This is a genomic window from Pseudomonas sp. F007 (assembly GCF_057814275.1).
In genome coordinates this window covers 599368-625977 of sequence record NZ_JBVATA010000002.1, presented here as the reverse complement: position 1 = coordinate 625977, position 26610 = coordinate 599368, and the positions used below count along the sequence as shown (strand labels likewise).

Below are 26610 nucleotides of genomic sequence, written 5' to 3'. Positions count from 1 at the left end.
TGAAGGTTCGGTTCGTTAACCTGGCACAACAGTCAGACATCGCTAGGCGGAGCTTAAATGTGCGCTTCGTCGGATACTTTTCCAATAGGGCGCAGAAAAGGTTTTCTCCCCCTCAATGGCACGCAAACGCCTGCGGATATCCCGCGACCTAGACTTACGTCCAATGGGCACTCTGCCTGCGGGGGCCGACCATGGCCGACACCCACAACAACAAATCGAAAAACGGTCATGAGCAAGACGGACGCCTTCACCCAGGCGGGGAAAACCGCGGTGTTGCAGAACATCCAGGGCACCCTGCAATTCCTGCAGCGGTTTCCGCCGTTCAATCAGATGGAACACGCTCACCTGGCCTATCTGGTGGAGCAGTGCCAACTGCGCTTTTACGGACCTGGCGAGAGCATCATCAAACCCACCGACGGCGCGGTGCAGCACTTCTATATCGTCAAACAGGGTCGGGTGGTTGGCGAGCGGCCGCACACGGCCAAGGGCGGCACCGAGACCACCTTCGAGATCACCACCGGTGAGTGCTTTCCACTGGCTGCCTTGCTCGGCGAACGCGCGACCCGCACCGAGCACCTGGCTGGCGAAGACACCTTCTGCCTGCAGCTGAACAAGCTCGCCTTCATCAAGCTGTTTGCCCTCTCCAGCACCTTCCGCGACTTCGCCCTGCGCGGCGTCAGCAGCCTGCTCGACCAGGTCAATCAGCAGGTCCAGCAAAAAGCCGTGGAAACCCTCGGCACCCAGTATTCGCTCAACACGCGCCTCGGCGAATTGGCCATGCGCCACCCGGTGACCTGTGATCCGACCACGCCCCTGCGCGACGCCGTGAGCCTGATGCACGAACAGCAAGTGGGCAGCATTGTGGTGGTCGATGAGCAGAAGGCGCCTGTGGGCATCTTCACCCTGCGCGACCTGCGCCAGGTGGTGGCCGACGGCGCTCGCGACCTCGATCAACCGATCGCCGGGCACATGACCCAGGCGCCGTTTTACTTGAGCCCCGACCACAGTGCGTTTGACGCTGCGATTGCCATGACCGAACGGCACATCGCCCACGTCTGCCTGGTCAAGGACCAGCGCTTGTGCGGCGTGGTCTCCGAGCGTGATCTGTTCTCCCTGCAACGGGTCGACCTGGTGCACCTGGCACGGACCATCCGCAATGCGCCACGGGTCGACAACCTGGTGGCGATCCGCGGCGAGATCGGCCAACTGGTCGAGCGCATGCTGGCTCATGGCGCCTCCTCGACCCAGATCACCCAGATCATCACCCTGCTCAACGATCACACGGTGTGTCGGGTAATCGAACTGACCCTGCAGGAAAAAGGTGACCCGGGCATCCCCTTCAGTTGGCTGTGTTTCGGCAGCGAAGGCCGCCGCGAACAAACCCTGCACACCGACCAGGACAACGGCCTGCTGTTCGAGGCCCGTGATGCCGCGCACGCCGCCGAAATTCGCGGCCGGCTGCTGCCCATTGCGCAACAGATCAACCACAGCCTGGCGTTGTGCGGCTTCACGTTGTGCAAGGGCAACATCATGGCCGGCAACCCCGAGCTGTGCCTGTCCCGCGCTGAGTGGGCACGGCGCTTCGCCGCGTTCATCCGCGAGGCGACGCCGGAGAACCTGCTGGGCTCGAGTATCTATTTCGACTTGCGGGTGGTCTGGGGTGACGAGCAGGGCTGCGAGCAACTGCGTCGGGCAATCCTCGACCAGGTCGCCGACAACCGTCTGTTCCAGCGCATGCTGGCCGAAAACGCCCTGCGCCAGCGCCCGCCGGTGGGCCGCTTCCGCGAGTTTGTGCTGGCGAAGAAAAACGGCGAAAAGGCCACCCTCGACCTCAAGGTCCAGGGCCTCACGCCCTTTGTCGACGGCGCCCGCCTGCTGGCCCTGGCCAACGGCATCGAGAGCAACAACACCCTGGAGCGATTCCGCCAACTGGTGGCCAGGGAGGTCATCGACCCGCTGGATGGCGCGGCCTATGAAGAGGCCTACCACTTCATCCAGCAGACCCGCATGCAGCAGCACCAGCGGCAGACCCGCGAGAACCTGCCCTACTCCAACCGCGTCGATCCCGATAGCCTGAACCACCTGGACCGGCGGATCCTGCGCGAATCCCTGCGCCAGGCCCAACGCCTGCAAGCCAGCCTGGCGCTGCGGTACCAGCTATGAGCCTGTTTTCCTGGCTGCGCCCCGCCTGCCCGACCCTGACCGCCGAGCAACAACAGCGCCTGGGGCAATTGCCCGGCGCCGCGCCGTTGTCCGATTGCAGCCTGCGCGAACAACGCTGGGTGGTGATGGACCTGGAAACCAGCGGGCTGAATCTGAACAAGGACCAGGTGCTGTCCATCGGCGCGGTGGTCATCGAAGACGGCGCGATCGACTTCAGCCAGCAGTTCGAACGCACCCTGCACCGCCGCGAACACAAACTCGCCCCCAGCGTGCTGATTCATGGCCTGGGCCCCAGCGCGATTGCCGCCGGTTGCGACCCGGCCGAGGCCTTGCTCGACTTCATGGACTTTGTCGGCGACAGCCCGCTACTGGCGTTCCACGCCGCCTTCGACCAGCACATGCTCGGGCGCGCCTTGAAAGACAGCCTGGGGTATCGCCTGCAACATACGTTTCTCGATGTTGCGGAAATCGCCCCGCTGCTCTGCCCCCAGGCGCAGATTCGCGAGGCCGGTCTGGATGACTGGATCGACTGGTTCAAGTTGCAAGTCAGCGAACGCCACAACGCCAGCGCCGACGCCATGGCCACTGCCGAGCTGGCGCTGATCCTGTTCAGCCGTGCCCGGGCTCAGCAGATCCCCAGCCCGTTGAACCTGCAGCAGCGGCTTGGCCAGTGGAAACGCCGGCAGCAGGCGCCGTCGTTCTAAATTTCCTTGTAGGAGCGAGCCTGTCGAATCGTCGCTCCGTCGCGAAGAATGTTAACGATGACGCGGGCATCCTGAATGTGCGCGGCGCCCTCAGGTTTTTCGCGAGCAAGCTCGCTCCTACAGGGTGTCCACTCCCAAACTACCCGACCAACGCCAATTGCCTACACGCCCCACCTCTGAGACAATCGCGAACTATTCTCGTTAGTTAAACCTTCCCAATCGGTAATGCGCCGTGTCGTCAGTCCCAAGCCCTCAGAGTGAGCTGGTTGGAGCGTTGTATCGCGACCATCGCACCTGGCTATTGGCCTGGCTGCGACGCAATGTGGCCTGCCCTTCAAAAGCCGAAGACCTGAGCCAGGACACCTTCGTGCGTCTGCTCGGGCGCGACACGGTGACCGTTCCTCGCGAACCCAGGGCCTTCCTGGTGGCGATCGCCAAGGGCCTGCTGTTCGACCATTTCCGACGCGCCGCGCTGGAACAGGTCTACCTCAATGAATTGATGCTGATCCCCGAAGCGGAACACCCCTCGGTGGAAGAACAGCAGATGATCCTCGAAGACCTCAAGGCCATCGACCGCCTGCTCGGCAAACTGTCGAGCAAGGCCCGCGCCGCCTTCCTCTATAACCGTCTCGACGGCCTGAGCCATGGCGAAATCGCCGAACGCCTGGGTGTCTCGGTGCCCCGCGTGCGCCAATACCTAGCCCAGGGCATTCGCCAGTGCTACGTGGCGCTGTACGGCGAGCCGACATGAGCCCGGTCAGCTCCCGGCCGGTCTCGGCCGCGGTGCTCGACGCCGCCATCGCCTGGCAGTTGACCCTCGATGGTGGCGGCGCCAGTCCGGTGGAACGTGAGGAGTTCGCCAAGTGGTACGCCAGCCACGAAGAGCACGCCCGCGCCTGGCGCCAACTGGGCATGCTCGACCAGCGCTTCAACGTGGCCAGTGGCCCGGCCCGGGTCGCCCTGTTGCAATCGCGCGAAAGTATCCGTCGTCGCATACGAAAAATCGGCAGTGGCGCAGCCAGCGTGATGCTGGCACTGGGCGTGGCACTGTTCGCCGGCGAGCGCTACCTGCCGATCGGCTATTGGCTGGCCGACCAGCGCACCGCCACCGGCGAACAACGCACCCTGCGCCTGACGGATGGCACGCTGATCAACCTCAATACCCATAGCGCGCTGGATGTGCGCTTCGATGAGAAAGAACGGCGGATCGTCCTCCAGGAAGGCGAAATTCTGATCGAGACCGGGCACAACGACGCCCGGCCGTTCATCGTCGAGACCCGCGACGGGCACCTGCGCGCCCTCGGCACCCGCTTCCTGGTCAAGCGTGAAGACCAGGGCACGCGCTTGAGCGTGTTGCAGTCGGCGGTGGCCGCGCGTCCCGAAACCCGTTCTGACGAGCAGATTCTCAAGCAGGGCCAGCAAGTGCTGATGCGTGCCGACGGCCTCGGTCCGCTGCTGGCGATCAACCCCGGCGCGGACGCCTGGACCCGCGGCATGCTGGTGGTGGACAACGCGCGCCTGGAAGACCTGGTCGCCGAACTCGCCCGCTACCGCCCCGGCCACCTGGGCGTGGCGCCAGAAGTCGCCAACCTGCGCATCACCGGCAGCTTCCCGCTGCACAACACCGACCTGGCACTGACCACCCTGCTGCCGACCCTGCCGGTGCAGATCGAAAAACATACACAGTGGTGGGTGACGGTGGGCGCCAGGACCAGCGCGCAGGCTGAATAAAAGGCCTCTTCGCTGGCAAGCCCGCTCCTACAGGACCGCGTCGTACATTCACCGCCGAATCTGTAGGAGCCGGCTTGCCGGCGAAGAGGCCATCTGCCACAGCGCAATCTGCTGCATCCTTTTCGCGAAATAAAAATTATTTTCATCCAGCCCTATCACTTTTCCAGTTTCGTTCGGCACACAGGCAATTGAGAAATATTTCCATTCAGGAGCCGCCGTATGTCACGCTCGCTAAACACCTTGTTGCGCCCCAGTCTGCTGGCCCTGGCCATTGCCTTCGGCACCCCGCTGACCAGCACCCTGCTGGTGGCCGCCGAGCAGACGTCCAGTGTGCGTGCCTACAACCTGCCCGCCGCGCCGCTGGCCACCACCCTCAACCAGATCGCCAGCCAGGCCGGCCTCGCGCTGAGCCTCAACCCGTCGCTGGCGGCCGGTAAAACTTCCGCCCCGGTTATCGGCCAGTACGATGCAGCCGGCGCCCTGAGCCAGGCCCTGCGCGGCACCGGCCTGCAACTGGAACAAAGCAGCGCCGGTACCTACAGCCTGGTGGCGGTGCCCGAGGGTGTGCTGGCGCTGCCGGAAACCGCGGTGATCGGCGTAGAAAACAGCGAAACCGCCTGGGGCCCGGTCGATGGCTACCTCGCCACCCGCACCGCCGCCGGCACCAAGACTGACACCTCGCTGCTCGAAGCACCGCGCTCGATCTCCGTGGCAACCCGCCAGCAAATGGACGACCGTGCCGTACAAAACCTGGATGACGCCGTGCGCTACATGCCCGGTATCGTCGCCAGCAGTTACGGCAGCGACACCCGTGCCGACTGGCTGCGGGTGCGTGGCTTCGAGCCAACCCAGTTCCTCGACGGCCTGCCGCTGCCCAAAGGCGTCTACGCCAACCCGAAAATGGAAACCTGGAACCTCGACCGCATCGCCCTGCTGCGCGGTCCTGCCTCCTCGGTATACGGCCAGACCCCACCGGGCGGCCTGCTGGACATGGTCAGCCGCCGTCCCAGTGAAGAAGCCAGCAGCGAAGTGCAGGTCCAGTACGGTAGCGACAACCATCGCCAGATCAACTTCGCCAGCACCGGCAAGATCGACGACGAGGGTCAGTTCCTCTACGGCTTCAGCGGCGTGGTGCGCGACAGCGACACGCAGATCGACGACGTTCCCGACAAGCGCTACAACATCGCGCCCAGCCTGACCTGGAACATCGATCCCGACACCAAGCTGACTTTCCTCTCGCAATTCACCCGCGACGACACAGGTATCACCAGCCAGTTTCTGCCGATCCAGGGCACCAAGATCGACATGCCGTTCGGCGATATCTCCCACAGCAAAAACCTCGGCGATCCCGAGTGGGAATACTACGACCGTACCTACTACGCACTGGGTTATGCCTTCGAACATCGCCTGAACGATGTCTGGCAATTCCGTCAGAACCTGCGCTACACCAAGTCGGATCTTTCCTTCCAGGCCATCACTGTCGGTTCCTACCCGTTCACTGAGGTGGATGACGCAGGCAACGTCGGGCGTACCACCACCAGCACCGACGAAGACATCAGCCAGTTCGCCGTGGACAACAACTTCCAGGCCGACTTCGACACCGGCGAGATCCGCCACACCGTGCTGCTGGGCCTCGACCACCAGCGCACCAACACTAACTACACCTCGATCTTCGGCAGCGCACCGCCAATCAATGTCAACGACCCGGCCCACGGCCTGCCGATCACCCGGCCGCCGCGCTCCAGTGCGTTCTATGACTACAACCAGAAGACCTACCAGACCGGCCTCTACGTCCAGGACCAGATGGCCCTCGATCAATGGCGCCTGACCCTCGGCGGACGTGAAGACTGGGTCCATACCGGCACCCAATACTTCAACAAGAACGACGCGACCAACACCGATCGCAACAAGAATTTCAGCGGCAACGCGGCGATCAGCTACGTCTTCGACAATGGTTTTGTGCCGTACCTGTCCTACGCCGAATCGTTCCAGCCGGCGAGCAACGCCAGCACCTCGCCGGACGACTCGTTCAAACCCACCGAAGGCAAGCAGTGGGAACTGGGTATCAAGTACCAGCCACCGGGCACCAACACCCTGTTGAGCGCGGCGGTGTATGACCTGACCCAGAAAAACGTCGACGTCACCACCAACGTCGGCGGCGTCAACATCACCAGCCAGACCGGTGAAGTGAAAGTGAAGGGCCTGGAGCTGGAGGCTGTCTCCGACGTCACCGAAAACCTCAAAGTGATTGCCGCCTACACCCTGGCCAAATCCGAAGTCCAGGAGGGCATCTACAAAGGCAATCGCCTGCAACTGATGCCGAACCAGCAAGCCTCGCTGTGGGCCGACTACACCTGGCACAGCGGTGCCCTCGACGGCTTCGGCGTGGGTGGTGGCGCGCGCTACACCGGCAACACCTACGGCGACCAGGCCAACACCTGGCTGGGCAAGGCCGACGCCTACACCGTGTTCGACGCCGCCGTGCACTTCGACCTCGGTCGCCTGGACAACAGCCTCAAGGGGGCCTCGGTCGCGCTCAACGCCACCAACGTGTTCGACAAGGACTACATCTCCACCTGCGACAGCTTCTATTGCTACTACGGTGACGAGCGCAGCGTCGTCGCCAGCGCCACCTACAAGTGGTAATCCACTGACGTCATCAGCGTCACGACCGGGCCGCCCTCAATAGGCGGCTTTGGTCTTTTCAAAGGCCATGAGATGAAAAGCAAAACCATCCGCTGCTGGTCCCTGATCCACACCTGGACCAGCCTGATCTGCACTCTGTTCCTGTTGCTGCTGGCCCTGACCGGCCTGCCGCTGATCTTCCATCACGAGATCGATCACCTGCTCGGCGATGCCCCTGAGCTTCGGCAGATGCCCGCCGACACCCCGCACCTCGACCTGCAGCAGTTGGTGGCCAAGGCCGAGGCTCATCGTCCCGGCGAAGTCATGCAGTACTTTGGCTGGGATGAAGACGAGCGCAATGGCGTGATCGCGATCATGGCCAAAACCGCCGGCACCGAGCCCAACCTGTCCCACACCTTCATGCTCGACGCGCGCACCGGCGAGGCCGTGGAAATGCCCTCGGCCAACGGCGGCCTGATGATGGTCATGCTGCGCCTGCACGTCGACATGTTCGCCGGCCTGCCCGGCAAGTTGCTGCTGGCGTTCATGGGCCTGTTGTTCGTCATTGCGATTGTCTCGGGGACGGTGCTGTACCTGCCGTTCATGCGTCGCCTGGACTTCGGCACCGTGCGCCAGGACAAATCCACCCGCCTGCGCTGGCTCGACCTGCACAACCTGATAGGCGTAGTGACCTTGACCTGGGCCCTGGTGGTTGGCGTCACCGGGGTCATCAGCGCCTGCGCCGACCTGCTGATCGCCGCCTGGCGCAACGACGCCCTGAGCGCGATGATCGAACCCTATCGCGATGCGCCGCCGCTGACCCAGTTGGCTCCCGCCAGCCATCTGCTCGACATCGCCAAGCGGGCCACGCCGGAGATGACGCCGGACTTCATCGCCTTCCCCGGCACCCGCTTCTCCAGCGAGCACCACTACGCGGTGTTCATGAAAGGCAGCACCCACCTGACCTCGCACCTGCTGACCCCGGTGCTGATCGACGCCACCACCCTCGACGTCACCGCCATCGCCGAACGGCCGTGGTACATGGACGCCATGGGCATGTCGCAGCCGCTGCATTTCGGCGACTACGGCGGCATGCCGATGAAGATCCTCTGGGCGGCGCTGGATGTGCTGACCATCATTGTCCTCGGCAGTGGTGTGTACCTGTGGATCGTGCGGCGCAAGGCGGCGAAACCGCTGACAGTCAAAGCGCAGGCCCCGGCATGAGACCGCGCCAGTCGAACTTCTGGAAAGTCTTCACCACCCCGCTGGTCATCGCCCTGCTCAGCGCCGCCGGGCTGTTTTCGGCACTGCTGGGTGACGGCATCTGGGATGGCCTGAGTTGGCTAGGATTGGGTGTGCCGGCGGTGTTGGGGTTGCGCGGGTTGTTGCGCCGACGCTGATCTGTGTGGCTGATGACCCCTTCGCGAGCAAGCTCGCTCCTACAGGGGGATGAGGGTGGTTACAGAATCCGGGATCTACCCGGATCTGTAGGAGCTGGCTTGCCAGCGAAGCGGACACCAAGGCCCACCTGGCACACCATCGCCCCGACAGTTTTGATCGCTGTCAAACACCCCCTCGCCAGCCACCCCGCAACTGTTTACCCTACCCCTCTGCTCCCCGATGACCGCCGAGGAATGCCATGTCCACGCCCAGCATGACCCTGTTCCACAACCCCGCCTCGCCCTTCGTGCGCAAAGTGATGGTGCTGCTGCACGAGACCGGGCAGACCGACCGTGTCGCCCTGCAACTCAGCCAACTGAGCCCGGTCAGCCCCGATGCCGTACTGAACCAGGACAACCCGCTGGGCAAGATCCCGGCCCTGCGCCTGGCCGACGGCAACGTGCTGTACGACAGCCGGGTGATCCTCGACTACCTCGACCAGCAGCACGTCGGCAACCCGCTGATCCCCGCCGAAGGCGCGGCCCGCTGGCGGCGCCTGACCCTCGCGGCACTGGCCGACGGGATCATGGACGCGGCGGTGATGGTGCGCTACGAACTGGCCCTGCGCGCTCCGGAAAAACACTGGCCGGAGTGGCTCGACGCCCAGCGCGAAAAAATCCGCCGCGCCCTCGCGGTGCTGGAAGCCGAGGCCATCGCCGAACTGACCTGCCACTTCGACGTCGCCGCCATCAGCGTCGCCTGCGCCCTGGGCTACCTCGACCTGCGCCACCCCGACCTCAACTGGCGCGACGCCCAACCACAACTGGCGGCCTGGTATTCCGAGGTCAGCCAGCGGCCGTCGATGCTGGCGACGGTGCCGAAGGTCTAACCCTCCGGGTGCAGCGCGGCGTGTCGGGCAACGGCACGCCGCGCTGCGCCACCAGCCAGCCGCTGATTTGCAGCAGCAGTCTTTCTACCTGCACCCGCTCCTCACGCAAGCCCAACGACCGGCTCATGCTGCCACCTGCGACTTGCTCGTCTTGCCCACCCCATACCAATCCAGACGACGGGTCAGCACCATGAACACACCGAGCAACCCGAACAGCAGCAACGAGCCCATTAACAGCGCGTAATCCTCGGCGCTCAGCAGGCCATACAACAAGCCGTACAACGCCGCCAATCCCGCGGAAAAACCCAGGCCGTGGGCCACGCTGCGCAGCACATGGCAGACATAAAAGCCAATCAGTAGCACGCAGGCGCTGGCCGACAACAGGTAGGCCAGAGCGAAACCCAAGTGCTCGGACAGCGATAACAACAGCAAGTAAAAGAACGCCAACGCCACACCTACCAGGGCGTATTGCACCGGATGCACCGCCAGGCTCTTCAGAACTTCGAAGAGGAAGAAGCCAGCGAAGGTCAGAACGATAAACAACAGCGCATATTTGATCGCCCGGTCGCTCTTGAGGTACTGGTCCACCGGGTCGATGAAGCTCACGCCAAAACTGCGGCCCCTGAATGCTTCACAGCGGGCGAAGGCCACGCAGTTATCCAGCGCCTCTTGCAGGTTGGTGGAGAAGAACGAAGTCTGCCATTGCGCAGTAAAACCCTCGGCAGTGATCTCGCGCTGGGCCGGTAAGTAGTTGCCGATGAAACTTGGATGGGGCCAGTTGGCAGCCAAACTGACCTGGCTGGTTTTGCCCACCGGGGTCACCTGCAATTGCCCGGTGCCCTGCAACCGCAGGTCGAAGGCAAACGGCAACTCCGTGACCTTGCTCGCATCCAGCGCCGGCAACGTCACGTGCACCCCTTCCCCCAGCCAACCCACCTGACTGCCCGGGACGAAGTCCAAACGCTGGGTCCCGAATTCAAGCTGCAAGGCATTTTCGATGCCGCGGATATCGCTGATGCCGACGGCCAGATAGGGCCTGTCGAATTGATAGTCAGCGAAGTCCTGGCGGATCCCCAGTTGTTCGGGGATCGAGAAGTGCCCGCTGATACGGTTGTCGGCATGAAACAACCGTGCTTCATAAATGCCCCGGGCGCGCAGCTCGGTGCTGACATTGCCATTGAGTTCGAAGCGCTCCGGCAGGAAGTACAGCCGCCCACTTTCCTCGCTCGGCTCCTGATAGCGCTCATTGGTTTTTTCGTTGAGTTTCCAGATACGCACGGTCTTGCGGTACGGCACCACCAGCAACGGCCCGCTCAATTGCTGGCTGTAGCTGGAGCTGCGCGCGATGTCGTCGAGCACGCCATCGCGCAACTGCTGACGGTCGCTGATCACCCCGCCGATCATCAACAGCGGGATCAGCAACAACAGAATCAATAGGGCAATGGCCCCGAGTTTTATAGCCAGGCTGCGGTTCATATGGGCTCTCCCTGTTCGAATGAGGGAGAGTCTGGCGGCGCTGTGTGGAGGCTTTATGCAGACAGTGTGCAGAGTCTGTGGAGAAGCTTCAGGCGGGCAGTCGCAACGTCACTTCGACGCCGCCTGCGACGTTGCCGATCTGCAAACCACCGCCGTGCAGTTGCAGCACTTCCTCGACGAAATTCAGCCCCAGCCCGGTGCTTTTGCGTCCACTGTCCGGGCGCGGCAGCGAATAGAAGCGCTCACTCAGACGCGTCAGGGCATAGTCGGGAATCGGCTCAGCCTGGTTGAACAGACTGAATTCGATCTGCTCGCCGCGCCGCTCCGCCGTGAAGCGCAACACGCCTTGAGATGGGCAGAAATCCAGGGCGTTTTCCAGCAGATTGGCCAGCGCCTGGCGCAGCAGAAAAGCCTCACCCAGCAGGTTGAGGTCGGGGGCGATCTGCCGCTCGATGCGCAACTGTTTGCGCTCGATGCGCGCGTGCTGGGCGTCGAGCAACTCGTCCACCAGGGCTGCCAGCGGCACCATCACTCGTTCTTCCAAACCCTGGCGTTGCTCGACCTGAGCAAGGTTCAACAGCCGTTCGATCAACTGCTGCATTCGCGCACTTTCGCCGTCGATATTGCTGATGAAACGCTGGCGCTGGCTGGTCGGCATCTCCTCCTGCAGCAGCTCGGCGGCGCCGCGAATTGCCGCCAGCGGACTTTTCAATTCGTGGGTCAGGGTGTGCACGTAGCGCTCGACGTAGGCCTTGCCTTCCAGTTGCGTGCGCATGTGCTCCACCGCCGTCGCCAGTTGCTCCAGCTCGCCGCCGCGATAATGCGGCAGCTCGGCGCGATGGCCGTCACTGACCGTCTGGGCGTAAGCAGTCAGGCGGCGCAATGCGCGGCTCAGCCACCAGGACAGCAGCGCGCCGAACAGCAAGCCCAAGCCGATCAACCCGGCGCCGTAAACCAACAAGCGGCGCTCGGTGCGGTCGACATAGGGCTGCAACGAGCTGTTGGGCTTGGCCACGGTGACGGCGCCAATGATCTGCCCGTTGTCACGAATCGGCGCGCCGACGTGCATCACTGACGAAGCCGGGTCGTCCGGATCGCTGCGAGTCGAGCGCGCGCCGTATTCGCCGCGCAAGGTCAGGTACACATCGTTCCAGCGCGAGTAATCCTGGCCCACGGCCGTGGCGCTGGAATCGAGCACGACAATGCCCTGGGCGTCGGTCACGTAGATGCGATGATTGACCTGATTTTTCGCCAGGCCCCAGATGCTCGCCGCCGGCTGTCGCTCACCATAGGCCTTGAGCAGTTCGGGCCAGCGATTCTGATTGAGAGTGCCGGCCTTGAAATCGTCGCGCAGTATTTCCGCCATCAGGTTGGCGGTATCCACCAGGGTCTCTTCGGTGGACTGCCGCACGCCGGGGCGGATTTCTTCCATCACCGTGTTCAACACGAAGTAACCGGTGAGGCCGACGAACAGCAGGTAGACCAGGAAGATGCGAATCGCCAGAGGCATCAGCTGTGGCTCGGACTGTGGCTGTAGCCCAGGCCGCGATGGGTCTGGATCGGCTCGACGTTGGCCGCCACCAACCGCAACTTGGCGCGCACACTCTTGATGTGACTGTCGATGCTGCGCTCGTAACCGGCATCGCGGGCGACCCCCAGCGCATCGAGCAATTGCTCGCGGCTGAATACCCGCTCGGGTTGCTCGAGCAAGCACTGCAACAGGCGAAATTCGTGACGGGTCAGGTTCAGTGGCTGGCCGCGATAGGTAATCAGCACCCGGTCACTGTCGATCACGAACAAGGCGCTGCTGGACTCGATCCCCGGACGCGGCGCCATGCGCTTGAGAATGGCCCGCACCCGGGCCGCGACTTCCCGTGGGCTGAAGGGTTTGACCACATAATCGTCAGCACCGATTTCCAGGCCCACCACCCGGTCGATCTCGGCATCGCGGGCACTCAGGAACAGCACCGGCACTTCACTGAACCGGCGCAACTGGCGACAGGTTTCAAAGCCGCTGATGTCCGGCAGGCCGATGTCGAGAATGATCAAATCCGCCGGCTTCGTTCGCTGCAGGTCAAGCGCCGACAGGCCCAGGCTCGTCCAGGTGGTGGTGAAGCCTTCGCCCTGCAAAGCGAAAATCAGGGTGTCGGCAATCGCCGCTTCGTCTTCGACAATCAGGATATGAGGCATGGCATACGGGCCCGGTGGAGAGGTGGGCGAACGGTGCCCCAGGTGGGGGGCGGCGTCAATCGGGCAAATCTGAAATGGCGGCTCGGTCTGTAATACCTAGCAGTTCTGCTAGTAGGCAAAGGCTGACAAAGCGCCGATGCTTGAGGCAATGCCACTGGCCCCTGCACGGAGCGTTGCCCATGCCTGACTCACCCAAGAGTACCGAGCTGTGCCGCTATCACTACGACCCTCTGGACCGCCAGAGCGGCTGTACGATAGTTCAGCAACCCGCCCTCCAGCGCTTTCTTTGCAAGAATCGCCTGGCCACGGAAATGCAGGGCGCTGCACGCTGGAGCATCTTCCAGCACGACGACCAATTGCTGGCTCAGCAACATCGTCTAGGCACGGACGCGACCACCACCTTGCTGGCAACCAATCAACCGCGCTCCGTACTCAATGCCCTGGAGGGCAATCGACTCAACCCTATCGCCTATTCGGCCTACGGCCATCGTCCGGCGCTCAATGGTTTGCTCAACTTGCTCGGGTTCAATGGCGAAAACCCCGACCCGGTGACCAGGCATTATCACTTGGGCAATGGCTATCGGCAGTTCAATCCGATATTGATGCGGTTTAACAGCCCGGATGGTTTGAGTCCATTTGGAGAGGGCGGGATTAACGCCTACGGGTATTGTGGGGGAGATCCTGTTAATGGAGTCGATCCATCGGGGCATGTTAAGGGTTTTTGGAACAAGTTGTTGTTTTGGCGCACATCCAAAAAACCAACTCAAGCACCAGCGTCACCCATGATTACTCGGACACGCCTTAATCGAGAATCTAACCTGTACACCGCTGGCCCAACACGCGACCCCAGCGCTCCCTCGCTTGCAGACTTTCCCAGTGCCCCCCCGCGTTCAGTCATGAGGAGTGGTTCGTATGAGAGTCTCGACCGGATCGCGCCACCTAAACGTCCTCCCCAATGGAAAAGAGATGGGTTTGCGTCAAAGGAAGACTGGAAAGCTTACTGGGCTGATAAACCAACATTGAATTCTAAAGGCGCACTCAAAGTACCCTTCGAAACGAAACCCGCCGCCCCTGCTAAAAAACCGCTCACCGAAGAAGCAAGAAAACGATACGGCAAATATGAATCAGCAAAGCGCCTTGCACGCCACAGTCACAACGATTCAAAGGTCGATAAAATTAGAAATGGACTGGTAGCCGACGGCTACGACTACTTATTTTAAGAGTTGAGTGATGATAGGCAGTCGCCGATCACCTTGTTCGGCGGCTGCAGCCATTGTCAGCCGTCAACCGCCGAGCCGGATTCGGCCCTCGCTCTGTCCACTCAACACTCCGGCTTATCCGCCGTAAACCGCCGCGCCGGATTCACCGCCGCGCCAAACTCGCGCAGCGCCTTGGCGCCAATCAACAGCGGGTAGTTGAAGCTGCTGCGGTCAGTCAGGTTGACCTCGACCGTGCGCTTGACGTCGCCCAGGCACAGTTCCAGGTCGACCACCGGGCGCTTGCTCGGTGCGACCACTTCTTCGTCCTGGTCCTCTTCGGAGCGGGTCTTGATCTTGCTGATCCGCGCGATCTTGTGTTCGTAGACCTTGTTGCTCGCGTCCTTGGTGGCCAGGCGGAAGCGCACCCAATCCTCGCCATCGCGGGTGAAGGTCTCGATGTCCTTGGCCGACAGCGAAGCCGTAAGGGCGCCGGTGTCCATCTTGGCCTTGAGCACCTCGCCGCCGATTTCCGGCAACTTGATGTATTCGTAGCGGCCATACAGGGTCGGCTCGGCGGCCATCACCGGGAGGGCCAGGAGGGATAACAGTGCGAGAACGGATTTCACGTGGTGGATTCCCTGAAAGTAGGACAGCGGGATTTTAGACCGTCCGAAATGGATTGGTTCGTTCTTTGGATCGCATCGTCGGAACGCCGCCCGGAGCAGGCTCGCTCCTACAGGTGATCCGCAACACACACGGATTGACTGTAGGAGCGAGCCTGCTCGCGAAGAGGCCGGCACATTCACCACAGCCACCCAACCCATGAACATCACCCCAACATACCCCCCAACCTGTGAAACATTCGTCAGCCCGCTGATTTGGCCTAATCACCGAAGCTGCTTATCATGACCCGTCCACCCGCTTGCAAGAGTTCCCTATGCGCCGCCTGCTCACCGGCTGTTTCGTCACCCTGCTGCTGTTGCTCAACACCCTGGTCCTGATCGGTCCGTTACTGGTGTTTGCCCTGCTCAAATTGATCCTGCCCGGCCGTGGTCGCGATGTCGCCAGCGGCGCAGTGATGTGGATCGCCGAAACCTGGGCGGAAATCGACAAGCTGATTTTTGCCCTGTGCATTCCCACCCAGTGGGACATCCGTGGCGGTGAAGGCCTGCAGGTCGACACCTCGTACCTGGTGGTCAGCAACCATCAGTCGTGGGTCGACATTCCGGCGCTGATCCAGACCCTCAACCGGCGCACGCCGTTCTTCAAGTTCTTCCTGAAAAAGGAACTGATCTGGGTGCCCTTCCTCGGCCTGGCCTGGTGGGCGCTGGATTACCCGTTCATGAAGCGCTACAGCAAGGCCTTCCTGCAAAAGCACCCGCACCTGCAAGGCAAGGACCTGGAAATCACCAAGGCCGCCTGCGAGCTGTTCAAGCGCCAACCGGTGACGGTGGTCAATTACCTCGAAGGCACGCGCTTCACCCTGGCCAAGCGCGACCAGCAGCAGTCGCCGTTCACGCATTTGCTCAAACCCAAGGCGGGTGGCGTGGCGTTTGTGTTGGCGGCGATGGGTGAGCAGCTGGACGCCATGCTCGACGTCACCGTGGTTTATCCACAGGCGAAGATTCCGGGGTTCTGGGAGTTGATCAGCGGCGCGGTGCCCCGGGTGATCATCGACATCAAGACCCGCGAGCTGGACCCGGCGCTGTGGCAGGGCGATTACGAAAGCGATCCGGCGTTTCGCCAACGTCTCCAGAACTGGGTCAACCAGCTCTGGAGCGAGAAAGACGCACGCATCGACGCCTTGCGCGCCGAGCGTGACTGAGGCGAATTACACGCCCCAGATGCTGCCCAGGCTGGTCAACAGGTTGCCGGCGACGCCTTGGTTACCCAGGTACTGCAGGAGGATCGGGGCAAACTGGCCGACCATGCCGCTGTCCATGCCCAGGGCGCTGAAGGCGGTGTTCAGGTCATTGGTGTCCTTGACGTTGCCCAGGGCGTTTTCCAGGCCGGCGGCCTTGCCCGACGATCCGAGCAGGCCGGCCAGTTGGCCAAGGTTGCCACTGCCACCGGAGAGCTTGTCGATGCCCGGTACGCTCTTGGCCAGTTCGGCGTAGTCATTGGCGCTCAGCTTGTTTTTCGCCAGGCCGAGCATCGCGCTGGTGCCTCCGATGGCTTGCCCCGGCTCAACGTTCAGCGCTGTCAGGGCGCTCAACAGTTCGGCGGTCTGCGGCGTCGGTGCGACGGCTGCCGCCTTGTCGCCACCTTGCATACCGGCGACTGCACCCGCCACGTCGTTGAGGCTGAAGCCGGCAAACACCGGGCCGGCCGCCACGGTCATTAGCGAAGCCAAAACAAAACCGCGTGCAATTTTCATCAAAAAACTCCTGAACCGGAAAATGCCCTGGAACGGGCGTAAAGCTGGCATTTTGACTCAAAAGCAGCGGGGATTGTTCCGCGATTAACGTAGGATTTCTGCCGGGTGGTTACCTCAGCACGGTATACGCAGTTCTTGTGATCGAACACAAACCCTGTGGGAGCTAGCCTGCTAGCGATGAGGCCATCTGCCACACCGCATTAACCTCATCGCCAGCAGGCTGGCTCCCACAGTTTTTGCATGCTTCAGCGCATTTGCGAACGACGTAAATCCACTGTAGGAGCGAGCCTGCTCGCGATGATCGCCAACCAAAACGCGCCCATCCTGAATACACCCGGCGGCCTCAGGTTCTTCGCGAGCAAGCTCGCTCCCACAGTGTTCAGCGTTTGTCTGACAGGTTTTGGCGCCCCTGCTCCTTGCTGCTCCCCGCAAGGGCGACTCGGGTTTGGCGACTCGGAAATACAACGGTGAAAGCTCCATGCACTTATGCAACGGACTCATACCGGAGACATCATCCATGAACCGCTACCAACCCATCACCGGCATCGACTGCACCCCCGCCGCCCGGCTCATCGACACCCTGGCGCCCCTCGACGTCCTCCACGAAAACGCCGCCCAGCGCATCCGCACCGTCACCCAATGGCTGGAACATCTTGCCGCTGACGCACATCGCAGCAACGATACGATGGTCCCTCGCGACATCGCCCAATTGCTGGCCATAACCCTGCGCGACGGTTGCGACCTGCTCGATGTCATCGGCCGCCGCTTGCAAGCCAGCCCCACGCCCTGACGCCGTTTCGGCATGGGTCAGGACTAGCAGTTCTGTCAGTAGGCAGAAGCATCGGGTTGGTCCAGAGTAAACCCTGCATCGTCACCTCGCTCAGGGAGCTCATCCGATGTCCAATCAACCCAAAACCCTGCTGGGCCAATATCACTACTCAGCCCTGGATACACTCTCCACGTGCACGTTGGGCGAACAGCCCAGCAGCCAGCGCTTCTACCTCAAGCAGCGCCTGGTTACGGAAATCCAGGGTGCGCTGCGGCACTCGGTGATGCAGCATGAGGGTCAACTGCTGGCTCAACAGCAACACCAGGCCGGCACGCTACACACCCACCTGCTCGCCACCGACCAGCAACGCTCGGTACTGGCCCTGCTCGATGCCACGCGCCACCACCTGGTCTATTCATCCTACGGCCATCGCGCGCCGGAAAACGGCCTGCTCAGCTTGCTCGGCTTCAACGGCGAACGGCCGGACCCGCTGACCGGATGCTATTTATTGGGCAATGGGTATCGGGCATTCAACCCGGTGTTGATGCGGTTCAATAGCCCTGACTATTTAAGCCCGTTCGGGAAGGGTGGGTTGAACGCTTATGGATACTGCGCGGGTGATCCGGTGAATCATACAGATCCGTCGGGTCACATTAAACTATTCGGTCTATTAATCAAAAAAATGGGGGCTTTTCTAGGAATGACAAAACAACCTCGAAATACATCCAGCCCCGCTTTTTCAGGAATGGCAAAACAACCTGGCAATACAGCTCGGGTCGACGATAACTATTATCAAATGGATGGCTACATTGCAGCCAGAGATGAAAAGCTTTTTTCCAACGATTTACGCTTAAAACAATACAAGGAATTAAGACAACACATAAAAAACGACCATCCAATTCCGGAAGAACAGGTGAGTGAACGATTCAAGAGGTTCAACTCAAGCGTCTCAAGATCAATATCCCCTTCTGACCCCCCCCTTTACGATGCGCCTTTCAAGATCTCCAAGCGCAAATCAGACGGATCTATTCAGATTTACCTATCAGGCCCTAGCAGGTCAATCAATAGTGGTCAGCCACCCGCTCATCGGTCTTCCCCCCCTCAAACTTTCATGAGCGATATTAGGAACACTATTTATTATCCCGACTAAAATGAGTGAGTTTGCATCGCCTTTTCCGTCATGCAAAGGCCTTACGTCATACCCAAAAGCTCGTACGGAACAATCATCAACTGCTTAGGTGCGCACGCATTAAACTTGCCCCCGCACTTCCGGCGCTTGGTCCGGGCTGAAAATCCTGCGCGACGGTTGCGACCTGCTCGATGTCATCGGCCGCCGCTTGCAAGCCAACCCCACATCATAACGCCGTTTCGGCATGGGGCAGGACTAGCAGTTCTGTCAGTAGGCAGATACGCCTTATTGGTCCAGAGTAAACCCTGCATCGTCACCTCGCTCAGGGAGCTCATCCGATGTCCAATCAACCCAAAACCCTGCTGGGCCAATATCACTACTCAGCCCTGGATACACTCTCCACGTGCACGTTGGGCGAACAGCCCAGCAGCCAGCGCTTCTACCTCAAGCAGCGCCTGGTTACGGAAATCCAGGGTGCGCTGCGGCACTCGGTGATGCAGCATGAGGGTCAACTGCTGGCTCAACAGCAACACCAGGCCGGCACGCTACACACCCACCTGCTCGCCACCGACCAGCAACGCTCGGTACTGGCCCTGCTCGATGCCACGCGCGGCCATCAACTTGCCTATTCACCCTACGGTCATCGTGCCCCGGAGAACGCCTTGCTCAGCCTGCTCGGCTTTAACGGCGAACAGCCCGATCCGCTGACTGGGTGTTATTTGCTGGGTAATGGGTATCGGGCGTTCAGTCCGGTGTTGATGCGGTTTCATTGTCCGGACAGTTGGAGTCCTTTCGGGCGGGGCGGGTTGAATGCCTATGGGTATTGCGTGGGTGATCCGGTGAATCGCCAGGATCCTAACGGGCACTCCAATTTTTTAATGAGCGCCTTCAAGGGAGCGATGAATAGGTTAGGCCTCAGACAGCCCACGCCCCCTACAGCCCAGCCCTTCAATTACGCACCGAGTCCTCAGAACGGAGCAGCGGCCCTGACTCCAGTCGCAGATCGGTCACCCCCACCTTCATACTGGGAGGCTACTCAACGGGACGTCGCTGGCTCATCAGTTGCAAATTCCAGGCAAACTTCCCAGCGCCAACTGAACGTCATAATTAGGGTGAAAGTCCCGGCAAATTATGCTTTCAGAGACCTTCCACGCGCTCCAGGGGGGGCCCACTCACGCGACACAATAGTCACCAACAGCATTGTTATGCCACGGCCCATCTTGGATAGATCAGGAACCGTAAATCCTCACTTCAACATTCTGCCCAATCCAGAGCCTGGTAGCCGAGCGGGCCTACGCTCATATTCCCAAGTTATTGCTGAGGACCGGTATGCGACCCAGTTCCAAAATGCCGAGCGAATTAGGAGCGTCGATAGCCCGAGAAACAATGATCCGAATGCCTTTTTATATTGAATCAAAAACATAAAAAAGGGCGACACCAGTCGCCCTCTTCATTCATCGCTCGACTTACGCCGCACTAAACATCTTATGCGGATCAATCACAAACTTCTTCGGCACGCCGGCATCGAACTCGCCGTACCCTTCCGGCGCCTGATCCAGGCTGATCACCTGCACGCCCACCACTTCGGCGATGTTGATGCGGTCCCACATGATCGCCTGCATCAGCTGGCGGTTGTACTTCATCACCGGGGTCTGGCCGGTGTGGAAGCTGTGGGATTTGGCCCAGCCCAGGCCAAAGCGGATGCTCAGGCTGCCCATTTTCGCCGCGGCATCGACCGCGCCCGGGTCTTCGGTGACGTACAGGCCGGGGATGCCGATTTTGCCCGCTACACGGACCACGCCCATCAGCGAGTTGAGTACCGTGGCCGGTGCTTCGTGCTTCACGCCGTCGTGGCCGTGACCACGGGCTTCGAAGCCGACGCAGTCGACGGCGCAATCGACTTCAGGCTCACCGAGCAGCTCGGCGATCTGTTCGTGCAGCGGGGCGTCTTTGGACAGGTCGACGATTTCAAAACCCTGGGCCTTGGCATGGGCCAGGCGGATGGTGTTGACGTCCCCGATGATCACCACCGCAGCGCCGAGCAGGCGTGCCGAGGCGGCAGCGGCCAGGCCGACCGGACCGGCGCCAGCGATGTACACGGTGCTGCCCGGGCCGACACCGGCGGTGACGGCACCGTGGTAACCGGTGGGGAGGATGTCGGAGAGGCAGGTCAGGTCGCGGATTTTCTCCATGGCCTTGTCGCGATCCGGCAGTTTCAACAGGTTGAAGTCAGCGTACGGCACCAGCACGTACTCGGCCTGGCCGCCGGTCCAGTCGCCCATGTCGACGTAGCCGTAAGCGCCACCGGCACGCGCCGGGTTGACGGTCAGGCAGACGCCGGTGTGTTGCTCTTTGCAGGAACGGCAGCGCCCGCATGCAACGTTGAATGGCACCGACACCAGGTCGCCGATTTTCAGGTTTTCGACGTCACTGCCCTTCTCGATCACTTCACCGGTGATCTCGTGACCCAGCACCAGGCCGGTCTGGGCGGTAGTACGGCCGCGCACCATGTGCTGGTCGGAACCACAGATATTGGTGGAGACCACACGCAGGATCACACCGTGCTCGATCTTCCTGCCGCGTGGATCCTGCATTTTCGGATAGTCGATTTTCTGTACTTCGACCTTGCCCGCGCCGAGATACACCACACCACGATTGCCAGACATGCTTTCACCTCGCTGTTGTTTTTATGGAACCGCGTCACCCAAAAGGGGCAACGCGTTAAGTGCTCGGGTACAGATGCTGTTTCTTGGGTTGCCTGTCAGGGCCCTTTCGCTAGCAGGCTAGCTCCTACAGTGGATTGGGGGTGGCAGCAGATTTGTGAACATCCCCTGTGGGAGCCAGCCTGCTGGCGATAACAATCTAAAGAACGACCGTGCGATTGGCGTTCAAGAACACCCGTCGCTCAATGTGATAACCAACGGCCCGCGCCAACGTCAGGCCTTCAATATCCCGTCCCTTGGCAATCAAATCCTCGGGGTAGTGACTATGATCCACCACCTCGACACCCTGGGCGATGATCGGGCCTTCATCGAGGTCGTTGTTGATGTAGTGCGCCGTGGCACCCACCAGTTTCACCCCCTTGTTGTAGGCCTGGTGATACGGCTTGGCGCCCTTGAAGCCGGGCAGCAGCGAGTGGTGGATATTGATCGCCCGGCCGTCGAGCTTGCGGCACAGTTCCGGCGACAGCACTTGCATGTAGCGTGCAAGGATCACCAGTTCGGCGCCGGACTCCTCGATCACCTGCAACACCTGGCGCTCTTGCGACGGCTTGTCGTTGGGGTCGAGGGGGAAATGGTAGTAGGGAATCTGGTGCCAGTCGGCCAGCGGCTTGAGATCCGGATGGTTGGAGACCACGGCGGCGACGTCCATCGACAATTGGCCGATGCGTTGGCGGTAGAGCAAGTCGTTGAGGCAGTGATCAGCCTTGGAGACCATGATCACCACTTTCGGCCGGTAATGGGGTGGCGTCAGTTCGAAGATCATGCCGAAGCTGGCCCCTCGTGCGGCCAGGCCGGCACGGAATGATTGCTCGTCGAAACCGTCGGGCTGACGGAATTCCACGCGAATGAAAAAGCGCCCGGAAAGGCGGTCATCGAAGGAGTGGTGTTCGGTGACGTAGCAACCCTGTTCGAACAGAAAGCGCGTCACCGCGTCCACCGTGCCGAGCACGCTGGGGCAGTCGGCGGTGAGGATCCATGTGTCTGGGGCGCGGCTCATAGTGCGGGGACTCCTGTTCGTTTATTGGATTCTTCGCTGGCAAGCCAGCTCCTACAGGGACGATGTGAACCGCCAATCAATGCGGCGACACGGTCCACTGTAGGAGCTGGCTTGCCAGCGAAGGCAATCTCAGGCCTGCACGCTCAAGCCGTATTCAGCCGACGCATCCTGCAGCCACAACCACCAGTAATCGGAGAAGCTGCGGCGGATCAGCAGTTCCCAGGTGTCTTCGGCGGTGTGGCGGATCACCAGTTGCGACTTGGCGAACACCGTGCCCACCGCCTTGCCCACCGGGAAGTTGTTGGGATGTACATCGTAGCTGGTGGATTTCATCAGCACCTGGCGCACGTTCGGACCGCTCAGTTCGAGGATCTGCTGGCCGCCGCTGACGTTGACGATCTGGATGTGCAACTCGCCCAGCGCCTCGCGCAGTTTTTGCTCGGCGGCGAATTCTTCACCGCTCGGCACGATCAGCAGCCACTCATCCGGGCCCATCCATTGCAGGCTGGTGTCGCCCTTGACGATGACGCACAGGGCGCCCGGCAATTCGATGCCCAGGGCCTTGTGCACGCCAGCGGCGAAGGCCGCGTCGTGGCCGTCGCCACGAATGGTCAGGTGGCCAAGGAGTTTTTTCTCACGCACGATCACGCCGGCGTTCTTGCGGCCCTTGCCGACCAGGCTGGCGAGGTCGGCATGGTGCAGCGACGACTCGGCCTTGGCGCCGGTGGTTGGGCGTTGTTGGTAAACATTGGCTGCGGTCATAAGGCACCCTTTTTGAATTCTGTTAGCCCTGTGGAGACTGTTCTGGCGCCTTCGCTGGCAAGCCAGCTCCTACAGGGGTTACGCGATCTCCTGTAGGAGCTGGCTTGCCAGCGAAGGCGGCAGCCGGCACCCCACAGGACCCGAGCCTTAAACGTTCTGGCGTTCACCTTTCGGATCGAAGAACACCGAAGAAACGATTTCCGCCTCGATCACGCTGCCATCGGCCAACGGTGCGAACACGCGCTCGCCGAGGCGCTTGAGGCCGCCTTTGACCACGCCCATGGCAAACGAATAGCCGAGGGAGTTGTGGGCGTAGCTGGAGGTCACGTGACCGACCATGGTCATCGGGATCGCCTGCTTGGTGTTGAACACCAGCTGCGCACCTTCCGGCAGCCACTTGGTCGGGTCGATCGGCTTGAGCCCGACCAACTGTTTGCGCTGGTCACGCACGCAGTCTTCACGGTTCATGCCGCGCCAGCCAATCCACGAGAACGGTTTGGTGCGACCGACGCACCAGCCCATGTTCAGGTCGTCCGGGGTCATCGAACTGTCGGTGTCCTGGCCGACGATGATGAAGCCCTTCTCGGCCCGCAGCACGTGCATGGTCTCGGTGCCGTACGGGGTCAGGTTGTACTTCTTGCCGGCCTCGACGATTTTCTCCAGCACGCCCATCGCATAGTCGGCCTGCACGTTGACTTCGTACGACAGTTCGCCAGTGAACGAAATCCGGAACACCCGCGCCGGCACGCCGCCCACCAGGCCTTCCTTCCAGGTCATGAACGGGAAGCCGTCCTTGTCCAGGTCGATGTCGGTGACTTCGCTGAGCAGCTTGCGGCTGTTCGGCCCGGACAGGGTCATGGTCGCCCAGTGGTCGGTGACCGAGGTGAAGTACACCTTGAGGTCCGGCCATTCGGTCTGGTGGTAGATCTCCAGCCACTGCAGCACGCGCGCTGCGCCGCCGGTGGTGGTGGTCATGACGAAGTGGTTGTCGGCGAGGCACGCCGTCACCCCGTCGTCGAAGACCATGCCGTCTTCCTTGCACATCAGGCCGTAACGCGCCTTGCCCACGTCGAGCTTGGTCCAGGCGTTGGTGTAGACGCGGTTGAGGAACTCGCGAGCGTCCGGACCCTGGATGTCGATTTTGCCCAGGGTCGAGGCGTCCAGCAGGCCGACGCTTTCACGCACTGCCAGGCACTCACGCTTGACCGCCGCTTGCAGGTCTTCGCCGTTGCGCGGGAAGTACCACGGACGTTTCCACTGGCCGACGTCTTCGAACTCGGCACCGTTCTTCACGTGCCAGTGATGCAGCGCGGTGTAGCGCACGGGCTCGAAGATGTGCCCGCAGTGACGGCCGGCCACAGCACCGAAGGTCACCGGGGTGTAGTTCGGGCGGAACATGGTGGTGCCCATCTGCGGGATGGTCACGTTCAGCGAGCGAGCAGCGATGGCCAGGCCGTTGACGTTGCCCAACTTGCCCTGGTCGGTGCCGAAGCCCAGCGCGGTGTAGCGCTTGACGTGCTCGACCGATTCGAAGCCTTCGCGGGTCGCCAGTTCGATGGCGGCGGCGGTGACGTCGTTCTGCAGGTCGACGAATTGCTTCGGCGCCCGTGCGGTGTTCTTTTCATGGGGCACCTGGAACAGCGCCAGGGTCGGCTCTTCGTGACGGCTCAGGGCTTTTGGCAACACCCCTTCGACCGACTGGAAGCCCGCTTCAGAGGCTGCACGAACGCCGCCTTCGAAACCGTCGGCCAGTGAATCGCCGAGGCCGTAGACACCGTTGATACCACCCACGCACACGCGTTTCTGCGGTGCTTCACCCGGCACGAAACCGAGAATGTCTTCCCGCCAGATTGGCTTGCCACCGAGGTGCGAAGCCAGGTGCACCACCGGGCTGTAGCCGCCGGAACTGGCAACCAGGTCGCATTCCAGCCACTCGCCGGGGCTGGTCACGGTGTGAGCCTTGACGTCGATCGCGGCGACGCGAGCAGCGGTCACGTGCTTGCTGCCACGGGCCTCGATCACGGCACTGCCGGTAAGGATGCGGATGCCCTTGGCGCGTGCTTCTTCCACCAGCGCGCCACGCGGATTGCTGCGGGCGTCGGCGATTGCCACCACTTGCAGGCTGGCGTCGAGCCAATCCAGGGCAACGCGGTAGGCGTGGTCGTTGTTGGTCGACAGCACCAGCTTTTTGCCCGGTGCCACGCCGTAACGGCGCACGTAAGTCGAGACCGCACCGGCGAGCATGTTGCCCGGCACGTCGTTGTTGCCATAGACCAGCGGACGCTCGTGAGCACCGGTCGCCAGGACCACGCGCTTGGCGCGAACCCGGTGGATGCGCTGGCGCACCTGGCCGATTGGCGCACGGTCGCCGAGGTGGTCGGTGAGGCGCTCGTGAATGGTCAGGAAGTTGTGGTCGTGGTAGCCGTTGACCGTGGCGCGCGGCAACAGCAGCACGTCCGGGGTGTCTTTCAACTCAGCGATGACACTGGCGACCCAGTCGATGGCCGGCTTGCCGTCGAGGCTTTCACGGGAATCCAGCAGGCTGCCGCCGAACTCTTCCTGTTCATCGGCAAGGATCACCCGCGCACCGCTGCGTGCAGCGGCCAGGGCTGCGGCCAGGCCGGCAGGACCGGCACCGACGATCAGTACGTCGCAGTGCTGGTTCATGTAGTCGTAGGTGTCCGGATCGTTCTCGGTCGGCGAGCGACCCAGGCCGGCGGCCTTGCGGATGTACTTCTCGTACGTCATCCAGAACGATTGCGGGTACATGAAGGTTTTGTAGTAGAAACCCGGCGGCATCAGCTTGCCGCCGACCTTGCCGAGAATCCCCATCATGTCGTTGTTGACGCTCGGCCAGCCGTTGGTGCTGGTGGCAACCAGACCCTGGTACAGCGCCTGTTGCGTGGCGCGCACGTTGGGAATCTGGGTGGCTTCGGTGGCGCCGATCTGCAGCACGGCGTTCGGCTCTTCGGAGCCAGCGGCGAAGATCCCGCGAGGACGGGAATACTTGAAGCTGCGACCGATGATATCCACGCCGTTGGCCAGCAATGCAGCGGCCAGCGAGTCGCCTTCGAAGCCTTTGTAGCTCTGGCCGTTGAAGGTGAAGCTCAGCACTTTGTTGCGGTCGATCCGTCCACCGTTGGACAGGCGATTGATCTGGCTCATACCTTCGCTCCCAGAGCCTGCGCGGCCGCTTTCGGACTTTCAGTCTTGTCGGTGAACTGCGGCTTGCTGCCGATCTTGTAGGTTTCGAGAATCTCGTAGGTCACGGTGTCGCGGGTGACGTTGAAATACTGACGGCAGCCGGCAACGTGATCCCACAACTCGTGGTGCAGACCACGGGGGTTGTCACGGAAGAACAGGTAGTCGCCCCACTCCTCGTCGGTGCAGCTGTTCGGGTCCAGCGGGCGCGGAATGTGCGCCTGGCCGGATGCGTGGAATTCCTCTTCGGAGCGCAGTTCGCCGCAGTGAGGACAGAAGATATGCAACATGGAAG

23 protein-coding genes are annotated in these 26610 nt (G+C 61.6%); 13 read left to right on the top strand and 10 right to left on the bottom strand.

Annotated elements, in window-relative coordinates; genetic code table 11:
* Window positions 1–228: 228 nt before the first annotated feature.
* The 8 genes from ACZYR5_RS07075 (at window position 229) to ACZYR5_RS07040 (ending at window position 9492) form a co-directional block, all read left to right on the top strand.
* A complete protein-coding gene (locus ACZYR5_RS07075) occupies window positions 229–2163 on the top strand; it encodes a putative nucleotidyltransferase substrate binding domain-containing protein (protein ID WP_489088571.1) in 1935 nt (644 codons plus the stop codon).
* Complete coding sequence (locus ACZYR5_RS07070; RefSeq protein ID WP_489088572.1) at window positions 2160–2867, top strand: 3'-5' exonuclease; 708 nt, start codon at window positions 2160–2162, stop codon at window positions 2865–2867. The genes ACZYR5_RS07075 and ACZYR5_RS07070 overlap by 4 nt, the downstream gene beginning before the upstream one ends.
* A gap of 232 nt (window positions 2868–3099) precedes the next feature.
* Window positions 3100–3618: an RNA polymerase sigma factor gene (locus tag ACZYR5_RS07065; protein WP_489088573.1), complete on the top strand. Its 519-nt coding sequence runs from the start codon at window positions 3100–3102 to the stop codon at window positions 3616–3618.
* Entirely contained in the window at window positions 3615–4598 is a 984-nt protein-coding gene (locus ACZYR5_RS07060; RefSeq protein ID WP_489088574.1) for a FecR domain-containing protein, read from the top strand. Before ACZYR5_RS07065 ends, ACZYR5_RS07060 begins: the two co-directional genes overlap by 4 nt.
* A gap of 219 nt (window positions 4599–4817) precedes the next feature.
* Entirely contained in the window at window positions 4818–7244 is a 2427-nt protein-coding gene (locus ACZYR5_RS07055; protein ID WP_489088575.1) for a TonB-dependent siderophore receptor, read from the top strand.
* Between the two features lie 72 nt (window positions 7245–7316).
* Window positions 7317–8447: a PepSY-associated TM helix domain-containing protein gene (locus ACZYR5_RS07050; protein ID WP_489088576.1), complete on the top strand. Its 1131-nt coding sequence runs from the start codon at window positions 7317–7319 to the stop codon at window positions 8445–8447.
* Complete coding sequence (locus tag ACZYR5_RS07045) at window positions 8444–8623, top strand: hypothetical protein (RefSeq protein ID WP_027617117.1); 180 nt, start codon at window positions 8444–8446, stop codon at window positions 8621–8623. The genes ACZYR5_RS07050 and ACZYR5_RS07045 overlap by 4 nt, the downstream gene beginning before the upstream one ends.
* A gap of 239 nt (window positions 8624–8862) precedes the next feature.
* Window positions 8863–9492, top strand: coding sequence for a glutathione S-transferase (locus ACZYR5_RS07040; RefSeq protein WP_489088577.1), 630 nt, complete (start codon window positions 8863–8865; stop codon window positions 9490–9492).
* Window positions 9493–9615: 123 nt separating this feature from the next.
* Here ACZYR5_RS07040 and creD read toward each other — a convergent pair whose 3' ends face one another.
* The 3 genes from creD to creB form a co-directional block, all read right to left on the bottom strand.
* A complete protein-coding gene (gene creD, locus ACZYR5_RS07035) occupies window positions 9616–10968 on the bottom strand; it encodes a cell envelope integrity protein CreD (protein WP_489088578.1) in 1353 nt (450 codons plus the stop codon).
* A gap of 88 nt (window positions 10969–11056) precedes the next feature.
* Window positions 11057–12478, bottom strand: coding sequence for a two-component system sensor histidine kinase CreC (gene creC / locus ACZYR5_RS07030; RefSeq protein ID WP_489088579.1), 1422 nt, complete (start codon window positions 12476–12478; stop codon window positions 11057–11059).
* Complete coding sequence (gene creB / locus ACZYR5_RS07025) at window positions 12478–13158, bottom strand: two-component system response regulator CreB (RefSeq protein ID WP_489088580.1); 681 nt, start codon at window positions 13156–13158, stop codon at window positions 12478–12480. Before creB ends, creC begins: the two co-directional genes overlap by 1 nt.
* 179 nt (window positions 13159–13337) lie before the next feature.
* Here creB and ACZYR5_RS07020 point away from each other — a divergent pair, with 179 nt between their 5' ends.
* Window positions 13338–14378, top strand: a complete 1041-nt coding sequence (locus ACZYR5_RS07020; protein WP_489088581.1) for an RHS repeat-associated core domain-containing protein — start codon at window positions 13338–13340, stop codon at window positions 14376–14378.
* A gap of 101 nt (window positions 14379–14479) precedes the next feature.
* Here the strand turns inward: ACZYR5_RS07020 and rloA2 are convergent, their stop codons facing one another.
* Window positions 14480–14983, bottom strand: coding sequence for a retropepsin-like aspartic peptidase RloA2 (gene rloA2 / locus ACZYR5_RS07015; RefSeq protein WP_489088582.1), 504 nt, complete (start codon window positions 14981–14983; stop codon window positions 14480–14482).
* A 311-nt stretch (window positions 14984–15294) separates the two neighbouring features.
* Here rloA2 and yihG point away from each other — a divergent pair, with 311 nt between their 5' ends.
* Window positions 15295–16182: a 1-acylglycerol-3-phosphate O-acyltransferase, YihG family gene (gene yihG / locus ACZYR5_RS07010; RefSeq protein WP_489088583.1), complete on the top strand. Its 888-nt coding sequence runs from the start codon at window positions 15295–15297 to the stop codon at window positions 16180–16182.
* Between the two features lie 6 nt (window positions 16183–16188).
* On the opposite strand, the gene ACZYR5_RS07005 is transcribed toward yihG, so the two are convergent.
* Window positions 16189–16734, bottom strand: a complete 546-nt coding sequence (locus ACZYR5_RS07005) for a DUF2780 domain-containing protein (RefSeq protein WP_489088584.1) — start codon at window positions 16732–16734, stop codon at window positions 16189–16191.
* Window positions 16735–17251: 517 nt separating this feature from the next.
* On the opposite strand from ACZYR5_RS07005, the gene ACZYR5_RS07000 reads away from it, so the two are divergent.
* The 3 genes from ACZYR5_RS07000 to ACZYR5_RS06990 all read left to right on the top strand — a co-directional run bounded on the left by ACZYR5_RS07000 (window position 17252) and on the right by ACZYR5_RS06990 (window position 20044).
* Window positions 17252–17524 carry a hypothetical protein gene (locus tag ACZYR5_RS07000; RefSeq protein WP_489088585.1) on the top strand — a complete coding sequence of 91 codons (273 nt, stop codon included), beginning with the start codon at window positions 17252–17254 and terminating at the stop codon, window positions 17522–17524.
* A gap of 106 nt (window positions 17525–17630) precedes the next feature.
* Window positions 17631–18653, top strand: a complete 1023-nt coding sequence (locus ACZYR5_RS06995) for an RHS repeat-associated core domain-containing protein (RefSeq protein ID WP_489088586.1) — start codon at window positions 17631–17633, stop codon at window positions 18651–18653.
* A 317-nt stretch (window positions 18654–18970) separates the two neighbouring features.
* On the top strand, window positions 18971–20044 hold the full coding sequence (locus ACZYR5_RS06990) for an RHS repeat-associated core domain-containing protein (RefSeq protein WP_489088587.1): 1074 nt from the start codon (window positions 18971–18973) through the stop codon (window positions 20042–20044).
* A 54-nt stretch (window positions 20045–20098) separates the two neighbouring features.
* Here the strand turns inward: ACZYR5_RS06990 and fdhA are convergent, their stop codons facing one another.
* From fdhA to ACZYR5_RS06965, 5 genes are all read right to left on the bottom strand, one after another.
* A complete protein-coding gene (gene fdhA, locus ACZYR5_RS06985) occupies window positions 20099–21298 on the bottom strand; it encodes a formaldehyde dehydrogenase, glutathione-independent (protein WP_489088588.1) in 1200 nt (399 codons plus the stop codon).
* Window positions 21299–21494: 196 nt separating this feature from the next.
* Complete coding sequence (gene purU, locus ACZYR5_RS06980; protein WP_489088589.1) at window positions 21495–22352, bottom strand: formyltetrahydrofolate deformylase; 858 nt, start codon at window positions 22350–22352, stop codon at window positions 21495–21497.
* Window positions 22353–22481: 129 nt separating this feature from the next.
* Window positions 22482–23114: a sarcosine oxidase subunit gamma gene (locus tag ACZYR5_RS06975; protein WP_489088590.1), complete on the bottom strand. Its 633-nt coding sequence runs from the start codon at window positions 23112–23114 to the stop codon at window positions 22482–22484.
* Between the two features lie 147 nt (window positions 23115–23261).
* Window positions 23262–26279, bottom strand: coding sequence for a sarcosine oxidase subunit alpha (locus ACZYR5_RS06970; RefSeq protein ID WP_489088591.1), 3018 nt, complete (start codon window positions 26277–26279; stop codon window positions 23262–23264).
* Window positions 26276–26605 carry a sarcosine oxidase subunit delta gene (locus tag ACZYR5_RS06965; RefSeq protein WP_489088592.1) on the bottom strand — a complete coding sequence of 110 codons (330 nt, stop codon included), beginning with the start codon at window positions 26603–26605 and terminating at the stop codon, window positions 26276–26278. The genes ACZYR5_RS06970 and ACZYR5_RS06965 overlap by 4 nt, the downstream gene beginning before the upstream one ends.
* Window positions 26606–26610: the final 5 nt, after the last annotated feature.

Bases quoted from the DNA above. Each gene is read 5' to 3' on its own strand.
- ACZYR5_RS06975 (WP_489088590.1), bottom strand. From the start codon at position 23,114: ATGACCGCAGCCAATGTTTACCAACAACGCCCAACCACCGGCGCCAAG.
- ACZYR5_RS06990 (WP_489088587.1), top strand. From the start codon at position 18,971: ATGTCCAATCAACCCAAAACCCTGCTGGGCCAATATCACTACTCAGCC.
- purU (WP_489088589.1), bottom strand. From the start codon at position 22,352: ATGAGCCGCGCCCCAGACACATGGATCCTCACCGCCGACTGCCCCAGC.
- fdhA (WP_489088588.1), bottom strand. From the start codon at position 21,298: ATGTCTGGCAATCGTGGTGTGGTGTATCTCGGCGCGGGCAAGGTCGAA.
- ACZYR5_RS06965 (WP_489088592.1), bottom strand. From the start codon at position 26,605: ATGTTGCATATCTTCTGTCCTCACTGCGGCGAACTGCGCTCCGAAGAG.
- creB (WP_489088580.1), bottom strand. From the start codon at position 13,158: ATGCCTCATATCCTGATTGTCGAAGACGAAGCGGCGATTGCCGACACC.
- creD (WP_489088578.1), bottom strand. From the start codon at position 10,968: ATGAACCGCAGCCTGGCTATAAAACTCGGGGCCATTGCCCTATTGATT.
- ACZYR5_RS07050 (WP_489088576.1), top strand. From the start codon at position 7,317: ATGAAAAGCAAAACCATCCGCTGCTGGTCCCTGATCCACACCTGGACC.
- ACZYR5_RS07045 (WP_027617117.1), top strand. From the start codon at position 8,444: ATGAGACCGCGCCAGTCGAACTTCTGGAAAGTCTTCACCACCCCGCTG.
- ACZYR5_RS07070 (WP_489088572.1), top strand. From the start codon at position 2,160: ATGAGCCTGTTTTCCTGGCTGCGCCCCGCCTGCCCGACCCTGACCGCC.
- ACZYR5_RS07005 (WP_489088584.1), bottom strand. From the start codon at position 16,734: ATGAAAATTGCACGCGGTTTTGTTTTGGCTTCGCTAATGACCGTGGCG.
- ACZYR5_RS07000 (WP_489088585.1), top strand. From the start codon at position 17,252: ATGAACCGCTACCAACCCATCACCGGCATCGACTGCACCCCCGCCGCC.
- yihG (WP_489088583.1), top strand. From the start codon at position 15,295: ATGCGCCGCCTGCTCACCGGCTGTTTCGTCACCCTGCTGCTGTTGCTC.
- creC (WP_489088579.1), bottom strand. From the start codon at position 12,478: ATGCCTCTGGCGATTCGCATCTTCCTGGTCTACCTGCTGTTCGTCGGC.
- ACZYR5_RS07055 (WP_489088575.1), top strand. From the start codon at position 4,818: ATGTCACGCTCGCTAAACACCTTGTTGCGCCCCAGTCTGCTGGCCCTG.
- ACZYR5_RS07020 (WP_489088581.1), top strand. From the start codon at position 13,338: ATGCCTGACTCACCCAAGAGTACCGAGCTGTGCCGCTATCACTACGAC.
- ACZYR5_RS07075 (WP_489088571.1), top strand. From the start codon at position 229: ATGAGCAAGACGGACGCCTTCACCCAGGCGGGGAAAACCGCGGTGTTG.
- ACZYR5_RS06995 (WP_489088586.1), top strand. From the start codon at position 17,631: ATGTCCAATCAACCCAAAACCCTGCTGGGCCAATATCACTACTCAGCC.
- ACZYR5_RS06970 (WP_489088591.1), bottom strand. From the start codon at position 26,279: ATGAGCCAGATCAATCGCCTGTCCAACGGTGGACGGATCGACCGCAAC.
- ACZYR5_RS07060 (WP_489088574.1), top strand. From the start codon at position 3,615: ATGAGCCCGGTCAGCTCCCGGCCGGTCTCGGCCGCGGTGCTCGACGCC.
- ACZYR5_RS07040 (WP_489088577.1), top strand. From the start codon at position 8,863: ATGTCCACGCCCAGCATGACCCTGTTCCACAACCCCGCCTCGCCCTTC.